Below are 19,576 nucleotides of genomic sequence, written 5' to 3'. Positions count from 1 at the left end.
CCGGGGCGACGGAAGGGTGACGCTCTGCTAGATTGGTCTATACCACATGTGTCCCCCTTCGGATTCGGTTGCGTTCCTGAGTCCCCTCTCCAGATCGGCAGGCCCAGCGTGGAAGTTGTCATCGTCCCGGACGCCAAGGCGGGCGGCGAGCTGATCGCCGAGGCCATGGCGGAACTGCTCAGGCGCAAGCCCGACGCGCTGCTCGGCGTGGCCACCGGCTCGACGCCGCTGCCCATCTACGCGGCGCTGGCGGCCCGAGCGGGTTCCGGTGCCGTGGACGCCTCGGGTGCGCGCATCGCGCAGCTCGACGAGTACGTGGGGCTGCCCGCCGAGCACCCGGAGTCCTACCGTTCCGTGCTGCGCCGCGAGGTGCTGGAGCCGCTGGGCCTCGGCATGGACGCGTTCATGGGGCCCGACGGCACCGCGGCGGACGTCCAGGCCGCGTGCGAGGCGTACGACAAGGCGCTGGCGGCGGCCGGCGGGGTCGACCTCCAGTTGCTGGGGATCGGGACGGACGGGCACATCGGGTTCAACGAGCCGTGCTCCTCGCTCGCCTCCCGGACCCGGATCAAGACGCTGACCGAGCAGACCCGGGTGGACAACGCGCGGTTCTTCGACGGCGACATCGAGCAGGTACCGCACCACGTCATCACCCAGGGCATCGGCACGATCCTGGAGGCGCGGCACCTGGTGCTGCTCGCGACCGGCGAGGGCAAGGCGGACGCCGTGGCGGCGACCGTCGAGGGGCCGGTCGCGGCGGTCTGCCCGGCGTCGGCGCTGCAATTGCACCCGCACGCGACGGTGGTCGTCGACGACGCCGCCGCGTCCAAGCTGAAGCTCGCGGACTACTTCCGGCACACGTTCGCCGCCAAGCCGGACTGGCAGGGCATCTAGGACGCGGCCACCGCGCGGGCCGAACGGAACACGCAGGTGCCGGGCCTCCCGAGGGAGCCCGGCACCTGTGCTGTGCGGCCCGGGGGCCGGTCGGCTACTCCCCCGCGATGACCTCCGCCGCCGCCTGGCCGCACACCCGTGCCGCGCCGTGGGTGGCGATGTGCAGGGCACCCCGGGGTGCCGACTGGGGGACGCCCATCTCGACCACGACGGTGTCGGGGCGGGAGGCGAGCAGGGTGTCGAGGGCGGTCGCCATCCAGGGGTGACGGTGTTCGTCGCGGACGACCGCGACGAGGGGCCGCGCGCCCGCGGCGGCGAGTGCCGCGGAGCCCGCGTCCTCGCCGTTGAAACTGCCGGTCTCGGTGCCGGGAAGCAGCCGGGCCAGCTCCGCCGCCACGCCCCAGGGGGTCTCGTCACCGACCGCGATGTTCGCGACCGGGGTGAGCGCGGCGACGTAGGGAGCCTCGGTGAGCGGGGCGTACGACGCCGAGCGGGTCACGGTGAGCGCGCGCCGGGCGGCGATCAGACCGACGTCGGACGCTCCGCCCGTGCCCGTACGGCCCGTACCGCCCGTCGCGCTCGTGCCGCCCGTACGGCTTGAACGGTTCGAGCCCTCCGAGCCGCTCGTACCGGCCGGGCTGTGCGAGCCGCTTGTACCGGCCGGGCTGTCCGTATCCGCCGCACCGCGCGTAGCGCCGGTACCGCTCGCCCCGTCCGTACCAGCCGTACCGCCCGTACCGTTCACGCCACCCGTACCGCTCGTACCGTCCGTACCGCCCGAGATGTTCGAAGCGTTCGAGCCGTTCAAGCCATTCGTGCGGGAGACGACGGCCGAGGCGGAGGCGGCCGGGGATGCCTTCGGGATCGCGGAGGCCGCGGCTGTCCACGCGGCCAGTGCCCGCACCCGGTTCGCCGCGTCCGCGAGGCGTTCCTCGGGGAGTTCACCGGTGCGGACGGCGGAGACCAGTGCGTCGCGCAGGCGGCGCACGGTGTCGTCGTCCGCCAGTCCGCCGCCGACGCAGATGGCGTCCGCGCCGGCCGCGATGGCCAGCACGCTGCCCCGCTCGATGCCGTACGTCGCCGCGATGGCCTGCATCTCCATGCCGTCGGTGACGATCAGACCGTCGTAGCCGAGTTCCTCGCGCAGCAGACCGGTGAGGATGCGGCGGGAGAGGGTGGCCGGGCGGTCCGGGTCCAGGGCCGGGACGAGGATGTGCGCGCTCATCACGGCACGGCTGCCCGCGGCGATCGCGGCCCGGAAGGGGACGAGTTCGCGGGACTGGAGGACCGACAGGTCCGCGTCGATGCGGGGCAGGGCGTGGTGGGAGTCCACCGCGGTGTCCCCGTGGCCCGGGAAGTGCTTCGTGCAGGCGGCGACGCCGGCGGCCTGGAGGCCGGTGACGTACGCGGCCGTGTGCCGGGCCACCAGGTCGGTGTCGGCGCCGAAGGACCGTACGCCGATGACCGGGTTGGCCGGGTTGGAGTTCACGTCGGCGGACGGCGCCCAGTTGAGGTTCACTCCGCACGCGGCCAGCCGGCGGCCGAGTTCGAGGGCGACGGCCTCGGTGAGCGCCACGTCGTCGACGGCGCCCAGCGCGTGGTTGCCCGGGAAGGACGACCCGGTGCGCACCTCCAGGCGGGTGACGTCGCCGCCCTCCTCGTCGATGGCGACGAGGACATCGTTACGTTCGACGCGCAACTGGGCGGTCAGAGCTGCCAGTTGATCGGGCGAGGCGATGTTGCGGCCGAACAGGCCGACGGAGGCGAGCCCTTCACCGAGACGGCGCAGCAGCCAGTCCGGAGCCGTGGTCCCGGTGAAGCCGGGCTGGAGCACGGTCAGGGCGTCGCGCGTCAGGCCGTCCTTTGGATGGGACGCAGTGGTACCACTGGCGAATGTCGTCATCGGGAGGCGTTATCCCTTCACGGCGCCCGCGGTCAGACCCGCGGCCATCTTGCGCTGGACGAGGAGGAACAGGACGACGATCGGCACGGCCATCATGGTGGATCCGGCCATCATCGGGGCGTACTCGGTGCCGTGCTTGGTGGTGAAGTTGCCGAGCCAGACGGTGGCGGTCTGATTCTGCTGGCTCAGCAGCATGAGGGCGTAGAGGTATTCGTTCCACGCCTGGATGAAGGCGTAGACGGAGGTCGCGACCATGCCGGGGGCCAGCAGCGGGAAGACCACGCGGATGAAGGCGCCCGTGCGGCTGCATCCGTCGACCATCGCCGCCTCCTCCAGCTCCTTCGGGATGTTGACGATGAAGCCGCGCAGCGTCCACACCGTGAAGGGGAGGATGAAGGTCAGATACGTGATGATCAGACCGGAGAGCTTGTCGTACTGCCCGAGGTCGTTCAGCAGCAGGAAGATCGGGATGATCATGGCGACCAGCGGGACCATCTGGACCGCGAGGATGCCGACGATCACGGCCTTGCGGCCGCGGAAGGCGAAGCGGGAGATGGCCAGCGCGGCCAGCATCCCCACCACGATGCCGATCACGACGACCGAGAGCGACACGATCAGACTGCGGCCGACCGGGCCCCAGAAGTCGGCGATGTTCAGCGCGCGGCGGAAGTTGTCGAGCGTGAACCCCGTGGGGAACAGGCTCGGATCGGGGTCGATGGCGTCCTTGGCCGGCTTGATGGCCGTGTTGAGCATCCAGTAGACGGGGAAGCCCGCGACGACGAAGACGAGCAGACCGAGGACGTTCCAGCCGAGCTTGGACTTGCGGGGCCCGGAGGACTTCCGCCCCGTGGCGGACGTACGCCCGGACGTGGCGACGGCACTCATTCGACCTCTCCGATCTGCAGCATCTGACGCATGTACACGGCCACCACGCCCAGCAGGAGCAGCACGGTCAGCACGGCGATCGCCGACCCCTGCGCGTAGTCGTTGACGACGAAGGCGCGGTCGTACGAGTACGTGGTGAGGAGCTGGAACTCCGCCTCCGGGTGGCCGCCCCGCATGACGAAGACCTGCGGGAAGACACCCATGTCCCAGATGACGGAGAGGGTCGTGAGCATCACGATGATCGGCTTGAGGATCGGCAGCGTGACGTGGCGGAAGACGCCCCAGGCGCCCGCGCCGTCGAGCCGTGCGGCCTCCTCCAGCTCGGCGGGCACCTGGGTGAGTCCCGCGCTGAGGGTGATGACGACGAACGGCACCGCGCCCCACACGACCAGGAGCATGATCACGCTCAGGCCCTGGGTACCGCTCGCGAACCAGTTGTGGCCGATCATGTCGACGCCGGGAAGCTTGCTGAGCAGCGCGTTGAAGACGCCGTAGTCGGAGTCGAAGAGCCACTTGAAGACCGTGGTGGCCACGATGATGGGCATGCCCCAGCTCGCCACCAGCGCGATGTTGATGAGTGTCTTCACCCAGCCGGAGACCCGCTGGAGGAGCAGCGCGATGAGCATGCCGACGACCATCGTGAAGACGACGGCCCCGCCGGCGAAGAGGACGGTCCGGACGACCACCGCCCAGAACTCGCTGTCCGAGAACACCTTGGAGAAGTTGTCGAAGCCGACCGACTCGGCCGGCTGGAAGCCCCAGAGCTGGGACTGCCCGAACTTCTGGAAGGAGAGCGTGACCAGGCGTACCAGCGGATAGCCGAGGACCAGCGCGAGGATCAGCAGACACGGGGCGAGCAGGACCCAGGGGGCCGCCGCTGTGCCCGCGGTCCGCTTGGCGCGTGGCGCCTCGGCGACGGCCGGTGGCGGTGCCTGCCGCGGTGGCGGCACCTTGGCGGGGGTGGTCGTGTCTGCGGCACTCATCGCGCGCTCCTCAGCGGTCCCTCAGGTCGTACGAAGGCGAAGTCCCGCACGGCCGGGCACCGCGGGGGCGGACCCCGGGCCGGGCCGTACGGGAGACAGGGCCCCGCCCCTCCGTGACGGAGGACCGACGGGGCCCTGCTCTCAGGTCACTTGACGTTGATGACCTTGTCGATCGCGGCGTCCGCTTCCTTCGCGGCGTCCGCCACCGACTTTTTGCCGGTGCCGATGTTCTGCAGCATGGTCTGCAGGACCTGGGCCTTCTCGACCTGGCCCCAGCCCGGCGCCATCGGCACGAACCAGTTGGACTCGGCCGCGGTGGCCGGGACGACCGTCGCCGGGTCGTTCTTCAGGGTGGCGAGGTCGGTCTTGTTGTTGGGCAGGTTGCCCTTGCCCATCAGGCCCTTCTGGCCCTTGGCGCCGGTGAACGCGTTGATCCACTCGGCGGCCAGCGCCTGCGCCTTCGACTTCACCGGGACGGCGAGGTCGGAGCCGCCCAGGAAGACCGGGAGGTTCTTGCCGGACGGGCCGGGCATCACGAAGTTCTCGAGGTTGCCCTTGAGCTTGCCGGTCTTGTCGCTCTTCGGGTCCTCGGCGGTCGCGCCCTCCCAGGCGGCACCGAAGATCATGCCGGACTTGCCCTGGCCGTAGACGATGTAACGGTCGGACTCGTCCTTGGTCTTGTCGCCGTGCATGTACTTGTCGACGACGTTCTTGAACTCGGTGAGGCCCTTCTGCGACTCGGGCGAGGAGAGGTTGCCCTTCCACTGGCCGCCCTCCTGCTTGGCGATGGAGCCGCCGGCGTCGTAGACGAAGGACATGGCCGCGTACCAGTCGCGGGTGGGCTGGTACCAGGCGCTGAACTTGCTGCCCTCCTTCTTCTGGATCTTGTCCAGAGCGGAGGTGAGCTCCTGGTACGTCTTCGGCGGGGTCTTCACGCCGACCGAGGCGGCGACGTCCTTGCGCCAGTTGCCGACGCGGCCACCGGCGTAGTACGGCACGCCGTAGGTCTTGCCGTCGTAGGTGACGGAGGCCTTGAGGCCGTCCAGCCAGGCGTCCGCGTTCTCGAACTTCGACGTGTCGAGGGGAGCGAAGGCACCCTTGACCATGTAGCCGAGCATCTCGGTGTTGCCCATCTCGACCACGTCCGGCGCCTTGTCGGTGGCGAGGACCGCGTCGAGCTTGGTGTTCTTGTCCGGCCAGCCGTAGTACTCGTGGTTGATCTTGACGCCCGGGTGCTTCGCCTGGATCGCCGTGTCGGCCGCCTTGACCAGCTCCGGCCAGTTGTTCTGCGCGTCGACCGTGAGCCAGACCGTCAGCTCCTTGGCGTCCGCACCCTTGTCCGACCCCCCGGACCCCTTGTCGTTCCCGCACGCCGCGATGGAGAACATCATGCCCGCGATACCGATCGCGGCTACCAGCTTGCGCTTCACGCCACCCTCCTCAGGGATGCCACAAACCCCCCTGCTCCCCGCGGTGACATACGCCGTGTACCGCCCGTGGGGCCGGGACTGGACCAATGGTGTAGACCAGTACGGGGAGCTTGGCCTAGACCTAGGGGGGTGTCAAGGGTGCGTAAGCCCGTCCAGTCGTCCGTTATGGGACCTACATATGCAAGGACCTTTAAGTAGGTAAGCGGCATAAATAGCAGGCCCGTTCACCGCCTGCGGAGGGAACCATCCCTGGCCTGCGGACGAACCATCACCGGGCCGTCCGGGCGACCGTCTCCGCCGCCGCCGGTACCACCGTCTGCGCACGATGGACTAGACCAACAGGTACGCCGACGGTATATAGAGGGGATCACGGAGCGTGCGGGGGACACTCGCGCGGAAAGCCGTGCCACGATGTGAGCCGTGGCCGTCGACATGTCGGTCGCTTCGGCATCCGGAGCCGGGAAGGCAGAGCATGAGCACCGACGTCAGCAGTGCGGAGAACGAGGGTGGGGCGCCCATCCGTACCGCGCGCGTGCCCAAGTACTACCGCCTCAAGAAGCACCTGCTCGACATGACGGAGACACTGCCGCCCGGTACGCCGGTACCGCCGGAGCGGACCCTCGCCGCCGAGTTCGACACCTCGCGCACCACGGTGCGGCAGGCCCTTCAGGAGCTGGTCGTCGAGGGCCGTCTCGAACGCATCCAGGGCAAGGGCACCTTCGTCGCCAAGCCGAAGGTCTCCCAGGCGCTCCAACTGACCTCGTACACCGAGGACATGCGCGCCCAGGGCCTCGAACCCACCTCGCAGCTGCTGGACATCGGCTACATCACGGCGGACGAGACCCTCGCCGGCCTGCTCGACATCTCGGCCGGCGGCCGGGTGCTGCGCATCGAGCGGCTGCGCCTCGCGAGCGGCGAGCCGATGGCCATCGAGACGACCCACCTCTCCGCCAAGCGCTTTCCCGCCCTGCGCAGGTCGCTCGTCAAGTACACCTCTCTCTACACCGCGCTGGCCGAGGTGTACGACATCCATCTCGCCGAGGCCGAGGAGACCATCGAGACCTCGCTGGCGACCCCGCGCGAGGCCGGACTGCTCGGCACCGACGTGGGCCTGCCCATGCTGATGCTCTCCCGCCACTCGCTGGACCGGCAGGGCGAGCCGGTGGAATGGGTGCGGTCGGTGTACCGGGGCGACCGCTACAAGTTCGTCGCCCGCCTCAAGCGCCCGCAGGACTGAGCCGTTCGGGGGTAGCGCGCGGGTACCGGGCATCCGTTCCCGGATCCGCGCGCGGCGCCCCGCCGCCCCGGCGGTCCCGGACGCACCGTCAGGCGCCGCAAGCGCTCCGGGGGTTCCGCACCTGCTGAGCGCGCCGTGCGCACCGACACGAACCCTCCACACCCGCCGTCCGAGGTGGGGTTCCCCAAAGCGGAACCATCCCCTAGATTGCCTGCGCGTTACCCAGGTGATCGATGAGGGGACGGAGTCGCCCTATGTCAGACCTGCCCGAAGTGAAACCACCGGTGGTGACACCGGTACGTGTGGTGATCGCCCTCTGTCTGCTCGCGCCCTTCGTGGCGATGCTGTGGGTCGGCTCCTACACGAAGACCGGCCCGGCGTTCATCGGCATCCCGTTCTTCTACTGGTACCAGTTGATGTGGGTGCCCCTGTCCACGGTGCTGACCGTGACCGCGTACCTGCTGTGGCGGCATGACCAGCGGGGCCGCACCTCCGCTTCTGCCTCCGCCACGGGAGGTGCCGGCGCATGAACGACGGTGTGAACGGCGTCGCCCTCGGCGTCTTCGTCTTCTTCTTCCTGGCCGTCACGGTCATGGGCTTCCTGGCCGCGCGCTGGCGCAGAGCGGCCGACGAGCACAGCCTCGACGAATGGGGCCTGGGCGGACGGTCCTTCGGCACCTGGGTGACCTGGTTCCTGCTCGGCGGCGACCTCTATACCGCGTACACCTTCGTCGCCGTACCCGCGGCGGTCTACGCGGCGGGCGCGGCTGGCTTCTTCGCCGTGCCGTACACGATCCTGGTCTACCCGCTCATCTTCACGTTCCTGCCCCGCCTGTGGTCGGTCTCCCACAAGCACGGCTATGTGACCACCTCGGACTTCGTGCGCGGCCGCTTCGGCTCCAAGAGCCTGTCCCTCGCCGTGGCCGTCACCGGCATCCTGGCCACCATGCCGTACATCGCGCTCCAGCTGGTCGGCATCCAGGCCGTCCTCGACGTGATGGGCGTGGGCGGCGGCGAGAGCACCAACTGGTTCGTCAAGGACCTGCCGCTCCTCATCGCCTTCGGCGTGCTGGCCGCGTACACCTACTCCTCGGGTCTGCGGGCCCCGGCCCTGATCGCATTCGTGAAGGACACCCTGATCTACATCGTGATCGCGGTGGCCATCATCTACATCCCGATCAAGCTGGGTGGCTTCGACGAGATCTTCAAGGCGGCGAGTGCCAAGTACACGGCCGCGGGCGCCGGGGGACTCGTCCCCGCCGAGGCGGGCCAGTGGACGTACGCCACCCTCGCGCTCGGCTCGGCGCTGGCGCTGTTCATGTATCCGCACTCGGTCACCGCGACGCTGTCCGGCCGCAGCCGGGAGGTGATCCGCCGCAACACCACGATCCTGCCGCTGTACTCGCTGATGCTGGGCCTGCTCGCCCTGCTCGGGTTCATGGCGATCGCGGCCGGCGTGAAGGTCACCAACGGCCAGCTCGCCATCCCCCAGCTCTTCGAGAACATGTTCCCCGACTGGTTCGCCGGTGTGGCCTTCGCCGCGATCGGCATCGGCGCGCTCGTCCCGGCGGCCATCATGTCGATCGCGGCCGCGAATCTCTTCACCCGCAACATCTACAAGGACTTCATCAACCCGGCCGCGACCCCGCGCCAGGAGACCCAGGTCTCCAAGCTGGTGTCGCTCCTGGTGAAATTGGGCGCGCTGGTCTTCGTCCTGACCATGGACAGGACCGTCGCGATCAACTTCCAGTTGCTGGGCGGCATCTGGATCCTGCAGACCTTCCCGTCGCTGGTCGGCGGACTGTTCACCCGCTGGTTCCACCGCTGGGCGCTGCTGAGCGGCTGGGCGGTCGGCATGCTCTACGGCACGATCGCCGCCTACGGGGTGGCCTCGCCGACCCAGAAGCACTTCGGCGGCAGCTCGAAGGAGATCCCCGGCATCGGGGAGATCGGCTACCTCGGCCTGACGGCGTTCGTCCTGAACGTGGCGGTGGCCGTCGTCCTCACCTTCGCCCTCAGGGCGTTCAAGGCCCCGGACGGTGTCGACGAGACCTCGCCCGAGGACTACACGGCCGATGCGGGAGACCCCGGAGTCGAGACGGAGCTCCCGCCGGCCACGGCGGACGCGAGCCACTAGCCATCGGGAACCAGGAACGAACGACGCGACAGCGCCGTACGACGGGCCGCCGGAGGAAAACCGGCGGCCCGTCGCCGTGCCGCTCGGGCACACTCGCCCGCATGGACATCGTCATCAGGCGGGCACGGCCCGAGGAGTACCCCACCGTCGGCGAGATCGCGGCCCGGGTCTATCTCGGGGACGAGCTGCTCGACTTCGGGGAGAGCGACGCGTACCTGGAGAAACTGCGGGACGTCGCGGGGCGCGCGGCCGTCGCCGATGTACTGGTCGCCGTCGACGGGGCCCGGGTGCTCGGCAGCGTGACCTTCGTGGCGGACGGCAGCCCCATGGCGGACTTCGCCCGCGCCGGGGAGGCCGAGCTCCGGATGCTCGCGGTCGCGCGCGAGGCACGGGGCCGGGGTGCCGGGGAAGCCCTCGTGCGCGCCTGCGTCGAGCGGGCACGGGCCGTGGAGGGCTGTACCCGCGTCGTACTGTCCACCCAGGGCTCCATGCACAGCGCCCACCGCGTGTACGAGCGCCTGGGCTTCACCCGCACCCCCGACCGCGACTGGAACCCGCTTCCGGGGCTCGACGACATCCGGCTGCTCACCTACGAGTTGGCACTCCAGCACGCTCCGTAGTGCTCGCGGACACCGACCCGACACAACATGTGGGGGCACTCCCGGAGCCCGGCACAAGATGTATGCTCATGGTCGCTGTCGCCGCAGGGGAATCCGGTGCAAATCCGGAACTGTCCCGCAACGGTGTACTTGTGCGTGTTCGCGTTTCGGCGTGCCCGTACTCGCGTCAGTCCGAGGACCTGCCGACAGCGCGCCCCGGCCGTCCGGCCCGGGTGCCGACGACGTCCGGGCCTCGCGGAATGGGCCGGTGGACGCGGTGCGTGCTGCCCTGAAGCGCTCCCGTGTGCCCCGCTCCTCCCCCGCCGGGCCCCGTGCCGAGCGAGGGAGATCCCCACGTGACCATCGCGCCAGCCGATCCGGCTTCAGTGACCGCGCAGCAGGCCCGGGTGGAGACCGACGGTCCCGGAACCGCGCTGCTGCGGACCCTGACCGATCTCACCGCCGACCTCACCGACGCCGACCCCGGCCGGGTCGCCGCCGCGGCGCTGCGCGGCCGGTCCGCCCGCGCCGACGAGGCCGAGCTGCGCGAACTGGCCACGGAGGCGGCCGCGGGTCTCATCTCCGAGGACCCCGCCTACTCCCGGCTGGCCGCCCGCCTGCTCACGATCAGCATCGCCGCGGAGGCCGCCTCCCAGGGCGTCACGACCTTCTCCGAGTCGGTCGCCGTCGGCCATCGCGAGGGTCTGATCGCCGACCGCACGGCCGCGTTCGTCCGGCTGCACACGGCCCGCCTCGACGCGCTCATCGACACCGAAGGCGACGACCGCTTCGGCTACTTCGGGCTGCGCACGCTGCACAGCCGCTATCTGCTCCGGCACCCGATCACCCGCAAGGTCGTCGAGACGCCCCAGCACTTCATGCTCCGGGTGGCCTCCGGTCTCGCCGAGGACGACACGGCCCGCTCCGTGGACGAAGTCGCCGCGCTCTACCGGCTCATGAGCCGCCTCGACTACCTCCCCTCCTCCCCCACGCTCTTCAACTCCGGTACGCGGCACCCCCAGATGTCGTCCTGCTACCTCCTGGACTCCCCGCTGGACGAGCTGGACTCCATCTACGACCGCTACCACCAGGTGGCACGCCTGTCGAAGCACGCGGGCGGCATCGGACTGTCGTACAGCCGGATCCGGTCGCGCGGTTCGCTGATCCGCGGCACCAACGGGCACTCCAACGGGATCGTCCCGTTCCTCAAGACGCTCGACGCCTCGGTCGCCGCCGTGAACCAGGGCGGCCGGCGCAAGGGCGCGGCCGCGGTGTACCTGGAGACCTGGCACTCCGACATCGAGGAGTTCCTGGAACTGCGCGACAACACCGGTGAGGACGCCCGGCGTACGCACAACCTGAACCTCGCGCACTGGATCCCGGACGAGTTCATGCGCCGGGTGAACGAGGACGGCGTCTGGTCGCTCTTCTCCCCCTCGGACGTGCCCGAGCTGGTCGACCTGTGGGGCGACGCGTTCGACGCCGCGTACCGCAAGGCCGAGGAGGCGGGCCTCGCCAAGAAGACCATCCCGGCCCGCGACCTGTACGGCCGCATGATGCGCACCCTCGCGCAGACCGGCAACGGCTGGATGACCTTCAAGGACGCCGCCAACCGCACCGCCAACCAGACGGCGGAGCCCGGCCACACCGTCCACTCCTCGAACCTGTGCACCGAGATCCTGGAGGTCACGGACGACGGCGAGACGGCGGTCTGCAACCTGGGCTCGGTCAACCTCGGCGCGTTCGTGGTCGGCGACGACATCGACTGGGAGCGCCTCGACGAGACCGTGCGCACCGCGGTGACCTTCCTCGACCGCGTCGTCGACATCAACTTCTACCCGACCGAGCAGGCGGGCCGTTCCAACGCCAAGTGGCGTCCGGTGGGCCTCGGCGCGATGGGTCTCCAGGACGTCTTCTTCAAGCTGCGGCTGCCCTTCGACTCGCCGCAGGCCCGCGCGCTGTCCACGCGGATCGCCGAGCGCATCATGCTCGCGTCCTACGAGGCCTCCGCGGACCTGGCCGAGCGCAACGGTCCGCTCCCCGCCTGGGAGAAGACCCGTACCGCCCGTGGCGTGCTGCACCCGGACCACTTCGACGTCGAGCTGAACTGGCCGGAGCGCTGGGCCGCCCTGCGGCAGCGGATCGCGGCGGTCGGCATGCGCAACTCGCTGCTCCTCGCCATCGCGCCGACCGCCACCATCGCGTCCATCGCGGGCGTCTACGAGTGCATCGAGCCGCAGGTGTCGAACCTGTTCAAGCGCGAGACGCTCTCCGGCGAGTTCCTCCAGGTCAACTCGTACCTGGTGGCCGAGCTGAAGAAGCTCGGTGTGTGGGACGCGCAGACCCGTGAGGCGCTGCGTGATTCCAGCGGCTCGGTGCAGGGCTTCACCTGGGTCCCGCAGGACGTCCGCGACCTGTACCGCACGGCGTGGGAGATCCCGCAGCGCGGCCTGATCGACATGGCCGCCGCCCGGACCCCGTTCCTGGACCAGGCCCAGTCGCTGAACCTGTTCCTGGAGACGCCGACCATCGGCAAGCTCTCCTCGATGTACTCGTACGCCTGGAAGTCGGGCCTGAAGACGACGTACTACCTGCGTTCCCGCCCGGCGACGCGCATCGCCCGCGCGGCCCAGGCCCAGGCGCAGCCCGAGAAGATCATCCCCGTCCAGCAGGCGGCCGATCCCGACGCCGTCGCCTGCTCCCTGGAAAACCCCGAGTCCTGCGAGGCCTGCCAGTAATGAGCGACACCACCACCGAGAAGGCCGCGTCCGAGAAGAACCTCCTCGACCCGGGCTTCGAACTGACCCTGCGTCCCATGCGCTACCCGGACTTCTACGAGCGCTACCGGGACGCGATCAAGAACACCTGGACCGTCGAGGAGGTCGACCTCCACTCGGACGTGGCCGACCTCGCGAAGCTGACGCCGGGTGAGCAGCACATGATCGGCCGGCTGGTCGCGTTCTTCGCGACGGGCGACTCGATCGTGTCGAACAACCTGGTGCTGACGCTGTACAAGCACATCAACTCCCCCGAGGCGCGGCTCTACCTGAGCCGTCAGCTCTTCGAGGAGGCCGTGCACGTCCAGTTCTATCTGACGCTGCTCGACACCTATCTGCCCGACCCGGACGACCGCACGGCGGCCTTCGCGGCGGTCGAGAGCATCCCCTCCATCCGCGAGAAGGCGCAGTTCTGCTTCAAGTGGATGGACTCGGTGGAGAAGCTGGACCGGCTGGAGACCCAGGCGGACCGCCGCCGTTTCCTGCTGAACCTCATCTGCTTCGCCGCGTGCATCGAGGGGCTCTTCTTCTACGGGGCCTTCGCGTACGTCTACTGGTTCCGCAGCCGGGGTCTGCTGCACGGCCTGGCCACCGGCACCAACTGGGTGTTCCGCGACGAGACGATGCACATGAGCTTCGCCTTCGAGGTCGTCGACACCGTCCGCAAGGAGGAGCCTGAGCTCTTCGACGACCGGCTCCAGGAGCAGGTGACCGACATGCTGCGCGAGGCCGTCGAGGCCGAGCTGCAGTTCGGGCGCGACCTGTGCGGTGAGGGTCTGCCGGGCATGAACACCGACTCGATGCGGCAGTACCTGGAGTGCGTCGCCGATCAGCGCCTTCAGCGGCTGGGCTTCGCGCCGGTGTACGGCTCCGAGAACCCCTTCTCGTTCATGGAGCTCCAGGGTGTCCAGGAGCTGACCAACTTCTTCGAGCGCCGGCCGTCCGCGTACCAGGTCGCGGTCGAGGGCACGGTCGACCTCGACGAGGACTTCTGACCGGTCCGAACGTTCCGAGGGTGCTGGTGCTCCAAGTGCTCCAAGTGCCCTGAGCGCTACGAGTGTTCCGAGTGTCCTGAGTGTCCTACGTGTTCTGATTGTTCGTCAGTGATGAGAGTCGGGCCGCCCTGTGCGGCCCGGCTTTCGTCACGTACTGCCCCCGCGCCTCCAATCACCGGGCCAATCCCCGTCCATGGAGCGGCAAAGTTCTTCCGGCACGGCTGTTCGCACGTCGTTCACCCCGGCTAGGTTCTGGCCGTCCCCTCATGCCGCGCACCTCGGCAGATCGGGACGACTGAATTGGCATGCCCATGACGCATTTCTGACCACCTCCCCGTGGTCGCGCTACGCGCGTCACAGGTCCGCCTGTTCAGAGCGCCGAGAAACCCCCACTTCCGGCTATGGCGTCGCGTACGGCCCTACCCCGGCCCGAGCGGCACCGGCCTCGAACCGATGGAGGCGACACCCCCATGCGTTCCCAGCGCCCGATACCCTCCGCCAGACCCGCCCGGAAACTGCGAAGACTCCTCACCGCCGCCCTCCCCGCCCTGGCCCTCGGCCTCGCCGGCTTCGCCGCGGCTCCTCCCGCGGACGCCCAGCCCGCGCCGACCCCCCACGTCTCCCGGGCCACCCAGAACGCCGGGGCCCTCACCGATCCCGCCCGCCAGGCGGTCCACGCGACCGGCAGGGCCGGCCAGAAGGTCGCGACCAAGCACCTGTGCGCCGAGGCGACGAAGCCCGGCCAGATGTCGTGCTTCGCGCAGCGCCGCACCGACATCGCACAGAAGCTCGCGGCCAAGGTCTCCCCCGACGCCGCCGCCGCGGTGTCCGGCCTCAGCCCGGCCAACCTGCACAGCGCCTACAACCTGCCCTCGACCGGCGGTTCCGGTCTGACGGTCGCCGTGGTCGACGCCTACAACGACCCCAACGCCGCCTCCGACCTGGCCACCTACCGCTCGCAGTTCGGCCTGTCCGCCTGCACCGTGGCCAGCGGCTGCTTCAAGCAGGTCAGCCAGACCGGTTCGACCACGTCACTGCCGACGAACGACACCGGCTGGGCGGGTGAGGAGGCGCTCGACATCGACATGGTCAGCGCCGTCTGCCCCAACTGCAACATCATCCTCGTCGAGGCCAGCTCCGCGAACGACTCCGACCTCGGCATCGCCGAGAACGAAGCGGTCACGCTGGGCGCGAAGTTCGTCTCCAACAGCTGGGGCGGCTCCGAGTCCTCCTCGCAGACCAGCGAGGACACCTCGTACTTCAAGCACCCGGGTGTCGCCATCACCGTCTCCTCCGGCGACTCCGCCTACGGCGCCGAGTACCCGGCGACCTCCCAGTACGTGACCGCCGTCGGCGGCACCGCGCTGAGCACCTCCTCCAGCACGCGCGGCTGGACCGAGTCGGTCTGGAAGACCAGCAGCACCGAGGGCACCGGCTCCGGCTGCTCCGCCTACGACGCCAAGCCGTCCTGGCAGACCGACACCGGCTGCACCAAGCGCATGGAGGCCGACGTCTCCGCGGTCGCCGACCCCGCCACCGGCGTGGCCGTCTACGACACCTACGGCGGCTCCGGCTGGGCGGTCTACGGCGGCACCAGCGCCTCGTCGCCCATCATCGCGGGCGTGTACGCGCTGGCCGGCACCCCGGGTTCGGCCGACTATCCGGCGAAGTACCCGTACTCCCACACCTCGAACCTGTACGACGTGACGAGCGGCAACAACGGCTCCTGCACCACGTCCTACTTCTGCACCGCGGCCACCGGCTACGACGGCCCGACCGGCTGGGGCACCCCCAACGGAACGACCGCCTTCACCTCGGGCACCAGCACCGGCAACACCGTGACCGTCACCAACCCGGGCAGCCAGTCCACGGCCACCGGCGGCTCGGCGAGCCTGCAGATCTCGGCGAGCGACAGCGCGGGCGCGACCCTCACGTACAGCGCGACCGGGCTGCCGACCGGTCTGTCGATCAGCAGCTCGACCGGGCTGATCTCCGGCACCGCGAGCACCGCCGGCACCTACGCGGTCACCGTCACGGCGAAGGACAGCACGGGCGCCTCCGGTTCGGCCTCGTTCACCTGGACCGTCAGCACCTCGGGCGGCGGCACCTGCACCTCGGCGCAGCTCCTCGGCAACCAGGGCTTCGAGTCGGGCGCCACCGTGTGGAGCGAGACGAGCGGTGTCATCACCAATGACACCGGCGAGGCCACGCACGGCGGCTCGTACGACGCCTGGCTCGACGGCTACGGCTCGACCCACACCGACACGCTCTCCCAGTCGGTGACCATCCCGTCCGGCTGCAAGGCCTCGCTCACCTTCTACCTGCACATCGACACGGCCGAGACCAGCACCACCTCGGCCTACGACAAGCTCACCGTCACCGCGGGCTCCACCACGCTCGCGACCTACTCCAACCTCAACAAGGCCACCGGGTACGCCCAGAAGACCTTCGACCTGTCCTCCTTCGCCGGTTCGACCGTCACGCTGAAGTTCAGCGGCGTCGAGGACTCCTCGCTCCAGACCAGCTTCGTCGTGGACGACACCGCCCTGACGACCAGCTGACCCGCGTCAGGGTCTCCGGCCGCCGCGGCGGCCCGACCCGCGGCAGTGCCCCGGTCCCGCCTCGGCGGCCGGGGCACTGTCGCGCTCGGGGATGGATCCTGATCCACCGGTGGCACGTCCAACCCGCAAGGAGGCCACCCCATGCGTCGAACGACTCACACCAGGACCATCGCCCTCGCCGCTCTGACCCTGCTCCTCGCGGGCTGCGGTACCCAGAGCGGAGGCGGCGCGGGCGGCAGCGGCACCGTGTCGCCGTCCCCCACCCCGTCCCACCCGAACTGCGCCACGGCGAAGGGGGAACTGGGCGCCGCCGACACCGGCCACACGTACTGTCTGGCGCCGGGCGGGACGATCCGTGTCTCCCTGGACGGCACGACCCGCCGGCCCTGGGCGCCCGTGAAGACCGCCGGAACCGGGCTGGAGGCCACCAACAGCGGGATCGTCCTCCAGCCGGGCGACGCGTCCGCCGCCTACCGGGCGGTCTCGGCGGGAACGGTCCGGCTGACCTCGTCCCGGCCGCTGTGTCCGAGCGATCCGGCCCGGGTGTCCTGCGACGGCCTTCAGGAGTGGACGGTCACCGTGGTCGTGCCGAAGGCGTGAGACCGCGGCGCACGTTCAGGGGCCCGAGGGCGGCCTGAACGTGCGCCGGTGGACGTACCGGCCGGACACCGGCCGGACACCGGCCGGACGGACACGCACCCGCCCGGCCGCCCGGGAGCCCTAGCGAGGACGGCCCTTCAGCCGCAGCTCGTGGGGCCGCAGGGTGATGCCGACGCGGGTCGCGTCGTTGGACCCGGACACGTGGTCGAAGCGCCACCGGGACGCCACGGTCGCGGTGATCAGGGAGAGCAGAGCCATCGAGAAGTGGTCACTCGGGCACTTGCGGTTGCCCACGCTGAAGGGGCGCATCGCGTACTTCGGGATGTCCTTGGAGCGTTCCGGAAGCCAGCGGTCGGGATCGAAATCCAGGTGCTCCTGGTACGACCGGGGGTCGCGCTGGATGGCGTAGGGGCTGTAGACGATGTCGGCTCCGGCCGGAATGCGATAGCCGCCCAGCTCGGTTTCGGCCACCACGCGCCGCGTCAATATCCATACGGCGGGGCGTAAACGCATCGCTTCGACGACGACATTGTTCGTGTGCGACAGCTTCCGGACGTCGTCGAATCCCACGGGTCGGTCTCCTGCGACGGATCGGACCTCTGCGGCCACTTTGTCCGCCTGTTCCGGATGTTCCGTCAACACTTGAAGCAACCACATGATCGTGGACGCGATGGTTTCGCTGCCGGGAGTGAGTATCGCGACGACTTGGTCGTGGATCTCCTGTTCGTCTATGGGGTCGCCGTCGTCGTTCTTCGCTTCCAGCAATGCCGTCAGCAAATCGTTCGGCTTTTGACCAGATGCACGTCGTTCGTCGACGATCTCGTCGACAAGCGCATGCAAATCGGCCAATGCGCGGTCGAATGCGCGCATCGAGGGAAGCGGGAGCCTGTAGAGCGGCCCCGCGGGTATGACCATGCGCCGGTACATGCCGCGGAACACGGTGGCGAGCGCGAGGCTCAGACGTTCGGCGCGCTCGTCCATGAACCGGCCGCGCAGCAGACAGCGGGCGGCGACACGGACGGCGACACGGAACGACTCGGAGGTGCAGTCGACGGACCCGCCGTCCTCCCAGCGCGCCGCGAACGCCCGCGACTCCTCCTCCATGATCGGGCCGTACTCGGGGATGATGTCGGCCCGGAACGCGGGCTGGATGGTCCTCCGCTGGCGCCGGTGCTGCGGCCCGTTGGCGGTGGCGACACCCTGCTTGCCCAGCAGTCCTTCGAGCGACTCCCACAGGGGGCCGCCGATCTCGAAGTCGGGGTTGACCGCCAGTGCCCCGGTGAGCGCGGGGGTGGTGACGGCGTACACCGTCTTGGGGCCCATCCTGAGCCGGACGACGTCGCCGTGGTCGCGCAGCTGGGCGAGGAAGCCCAGCGGGTCGCGGACCAGTTTCCAGCCGTGCCCGAGAACGGGCACCCCGCCTCCGGCGAGGGGCGGGACGGACAGCTCCCCCGCCTCGGACACCTCGGGTCGTACGGACTCGACGGTCATTTCTCACCTGCCGCTTCGTTGTTGACGTACGGGGGTGTGGAGCGGTCGTCCCAGCTGTCGACCGCGTACCGGCCCGACTCGTGGTGGAACCAGTACACGGAGCTGAACCAGTTCCGCATGTTTCCGAGGCACGCCCTCACGGCGGCGCTCGTCGCTTTTCCCCGGACCGTGCCGTCGTCGAGTAATTCGGCGAGCCGTGACACATCCTTCTCGGCGACGAGGAATTGCTCGATGCATTCCTCCACCCGCCGCCTCACTTCGGTGACGGCCTCTTCGAGTGTCAGCCCCTGATGGTGAATAAGACTGATTCCGAGATTGTGGACCTCGTCGCCCGCTATTTCCTTGGGCAGCGAACAGAGGTCGTTGTACCAGGCGGCGAATTCCTGGCTGAGCAGCGCCGCCCGCCGAAATGCCGGATGCATGCGTACGGTGGCCGGGATTTCCTGCCCCGCACTCGGTTCCAGAAGGTCGGTCCAGATCCAGTGCGCAAAAGTGAGCCGACGGAGTTCAAGGTATTCAGCGACCGTGGGAACCGTTCCGGAGGTGCGGTTCCGGAACTCCCGGTCGTACGCCTCGATCACCGCGTGGAAGTGGAGTGCGAACCGTTTGTTCCAGTTCTCGCCGAGGAACGAGTACAGCCGCACCATGCCGTCAGCGAAGCCCGCGACCAGGGGATCCCGGTGGTGCAGATGGTCCCTGGGGGCGTCGAGTGCCGCATGCAGCCGGAACCTGAGCCTCCGCCAGGCGTCCGCCCGGCCGTGGATGACATCGCGGTCGTGCCGGTCGTCCCAGACGAAGAACCACGCGCTGTAGTCCGCTATCGCCTGCATGACCTCGTCGGGGGCGCCAATGTAGTAGCCCGCCATGAGGTCCGTGTAGCACAAGCCGTCGGCATACTCCTCGACCTTGTCCGCGGGCATCAGCCGTTTTTCGAGGAGCCAGGTCCTGGTGTTCTCCTGGAGCTTGGGCCAATACGGATGCAGTTGACGGGGAAACTCGGACTCGATCACCGGGAGAGAGAGCGCCGGTGGTACCGCGAGCGCTGTCGATGAAGAGCCGTATGAGAAAGCATGCACGAACAAAC

The 19,576-nt window shown here is 69.3% G+C and carries 15 protein-coding genes and 1 riboswitch; of the genes, 9 read left to right on the top strand and 6 right to left on the bottom strand.

Annotation, left to right across the window (positions count from 1 at the left end; all coding sequences use genetic code 11):
• The first annotated feature begins 108 nt into the window (after window positions 1-108).
• Window positions 109-894 (top strand): glucosamine-6-phosphate deaminase, encoded by a 786-nt coding sequence (gene nagB, locus ACIQRL_RS20575; protein ID WP_401333157.1) that lies wholly within the window; start codon window positions 109-111, stop codon window positions 892-894.
• A 94-nt stretch (window positions 895-988) separates the two neighbouring features.
• Here nagB and ACIQRL_RS20570 read toward each other — a convergent pair whose 3' ends face one another.
• The 4 genes from ACIQRL_RS20570 to ACIQRL_RS20555 all read right to left on the bottom strand — a co-directional run bounded on the left by ACIQRL_RS20570 (window position 989) and on the right by ACIQRL_RS20555 (window position 6,095).
• On the bottom strand, window positions 989-2,797 hold the full coding sequence (locus ACIQRL_RS20570; RefSeq protein WP_401333156.1) for a glycoside hydrolase family 3 protein: 1,809 nt from the start codon (window positions 2,795-2,797) through the stop codon (window positions 989-991).
• Window positions 2,798-2,806: 9 nt separating this feature from the next.
• Window positions 2,807-3,682, bottom strand: a complete 876-nt coding sequence (locus tag ACIQRL_RS20565; protein ID WP_401333153.1) for a carbohydrate ABC transporter permease — start codon at window positions 3,680-3,682, stop codon at window positions 2,807-2,809.
• A complete protein-coding gene (locus ACIQRL_RS20560; protein WP_401333151.1) occupies window positions 3,679-4,665 on the bottom strand; it encodes a carbohydrate ABC transporter permease in 987 nt (328 codons plus the stop codon). The genes ACIQRL_RS20565 and ACIQRL_RS20560 overlap by 4 nt, the downstream gene beginning before the upstream one ends.
• Window positions 4,666-4,811: 146 nt before the next feature.
• A complete protein-coding gene (locus tag ACIQRL_RS20555; protein WP_401333150.1) occupies window positions 4,812-6,095 on the bottom strand; it encodes an extracellular solute-binding protein in 1,284 nt (427 codons plus the stop codon).
• Window positions 6,096-6,567: 472 nt separating this feature from the next.
• On the opposite strand from ACIQRL_RS20555, the gene ACIQRL_RS20550 reads away from it, so the two are divergent.
• The 8 genes from ACIQRL_RS20550 (at window position 6,568) to ACIQRL_RS20515 (ending at window position 17,001) form a co-directional block, all read left to right on the top strand.
• Complete coding sequence (locus ACIQRL_RS20550) at window positions 6,568-7,332, top strand: GntR family transcriptional regulator (RefSeq protein WP_401333147.1); 765 nt, start codon at window positions 6,568-6,570, stop codon at window positions 7,330-7,332.
• 254 nt (window positions 7,333-7,586) lie between these two features.
• Entirely contained in the window at window positions 7,587-7,862 is a 276-nt protein-coding gene (locus ACIQRL_RS20545) for a DUF3311 domain-containing protein (RefSeq protein ID WP_401333145.1), read from the top strand.
• Window positions 7,859-9,469, top strand: coding sequence for a monocarboxylate uptake permease MctP (gene mctP / locus ACIQRL_RS20540; protein ID WP_401333142.1), 1,611 nt, complete (start codon window positions 7,859-7,861; stop codon window positions 9,467-9,469). The genes ACIQRL_RS20545 and mctP overlap by 4 nt, the downstream gene beginning before the upstream one ends.
• Window positions 9,470-9,570: 101 nt before the next feature.
• Entirely contained in the window at window positions 9,571-10,089 is a 519-nt protein-coding gene (locus ACIQRL_RS20535) for a GNAT family N-acetyltransferase (RefSeq protein ID WP_401333140.1), read from the top strand.
• Window positions 10,090-10,141: 52 nt separating this feature from the next.
• Window positions 10,142-10,291: riboswitch (cobalamin riboswitch) on the top strand.
• A gap of 133 nt (window positions 10,292-10,424) precedes the next feature.
• Window positions 10,425-12,806, top strand: a complete 2,382-nt coding sequence (locus ACIQRL_RS20530) for a ribonucleoside-diphosphate reductase subunit alpha (RefSeq protein WP_401333137.1) — start codon at window positions 10,425-10,427, stop codon at window positions 12,804-12,806.
• Window positions 12,806-13,840: a ribonucleotide-diphosphate reductase subunit beta gene (locus ACIQRL_RS20525; protein WP_401333135.1), complete on the top strand. Its 1,035-nt coding sequence runs from the start codon at window positions 12,806-12,808 to the stop codon at window positions 13,838-13,840. The genes ACIQRL_RS20530 and ACIQRL_RS20525 overlap by 1 nt, the downstream gene beginning before the upstream one ends.
• 470 nt (window positions 13,841-14,310) lie before the next feature.
• Complete coding sequence (locus ACIQRL_RS20520) at window positions 14,311-16,401, top strand: putative Ig domain-containing protein (RefSeq protein ID WP_401333132.1); 2,091 nt, start codon at window positions 14,311-14,313, stop codon at window positions 16,399-16,401.
• Between the two features lie 141 nt (window positions 16,402-16,542).
• Window positions 16,543-17,001: a hypothetical protein gene (locus ACIQRL_RS20515; RefSeq protein WP_401333130.1), complete on the top strand. Its 459-nt coding sequence runs from the start codon at window positions 16,543-16,545 to the stop codon at window positions 16,999-17,001.
• A 120-nt stretch (window positions 17,002-17,121) separates the two neighbouring features.
• Here the strand turns inward: ACIQRL_RS20515 and ACIQRL_RS20510 are convergent, their stop codons facing one another.
• Window positions 17,122-18,492 carry a cytochrome P450 gene (locus ACIQRL_RS20510; RefSeq protein WP_401333127.1) on the bottom strand — a complete coding sequence of 457 codons (1,371 nt, stop codon included), beginning with the start codon at window positions 18,490-18,492 and terminating at the stop codon, window positions 17,122-17,124.
• Window positions 18,489-19,568 (bottom strand): epi-isozizaene synthase, encoded by a 1,080-nt coding sequence (gene cyc1, locus ACIQRL_RS20505; protein ID WP_401333396.1) that lies wholly within the window; start codon window positions 19,566-19,568, stop codon window positions 18,489-18,491. The genes ACIQRL_RS20510 and cyc1 overlap by 4 nt, the downstream gene beginning before the upstream one ends.
• Window positions 19,569-19,576 lie beyond the last annotated feature (8 nt).

Origin of the sequence: Streptomyces sp. NPDC091209 (assembly GCF_044757755.1) — a bacterium.
In the GTDB taxonomy this organism is placed as follows: domain Bacteria; phylum Actinomycetota; class Actinomycetes; order Streptomycetales; family Streptomycetaceae; genus Streptomyces.
This window is presented reverse-complemented; position numbering and strand designations above follow the sequence as displayed.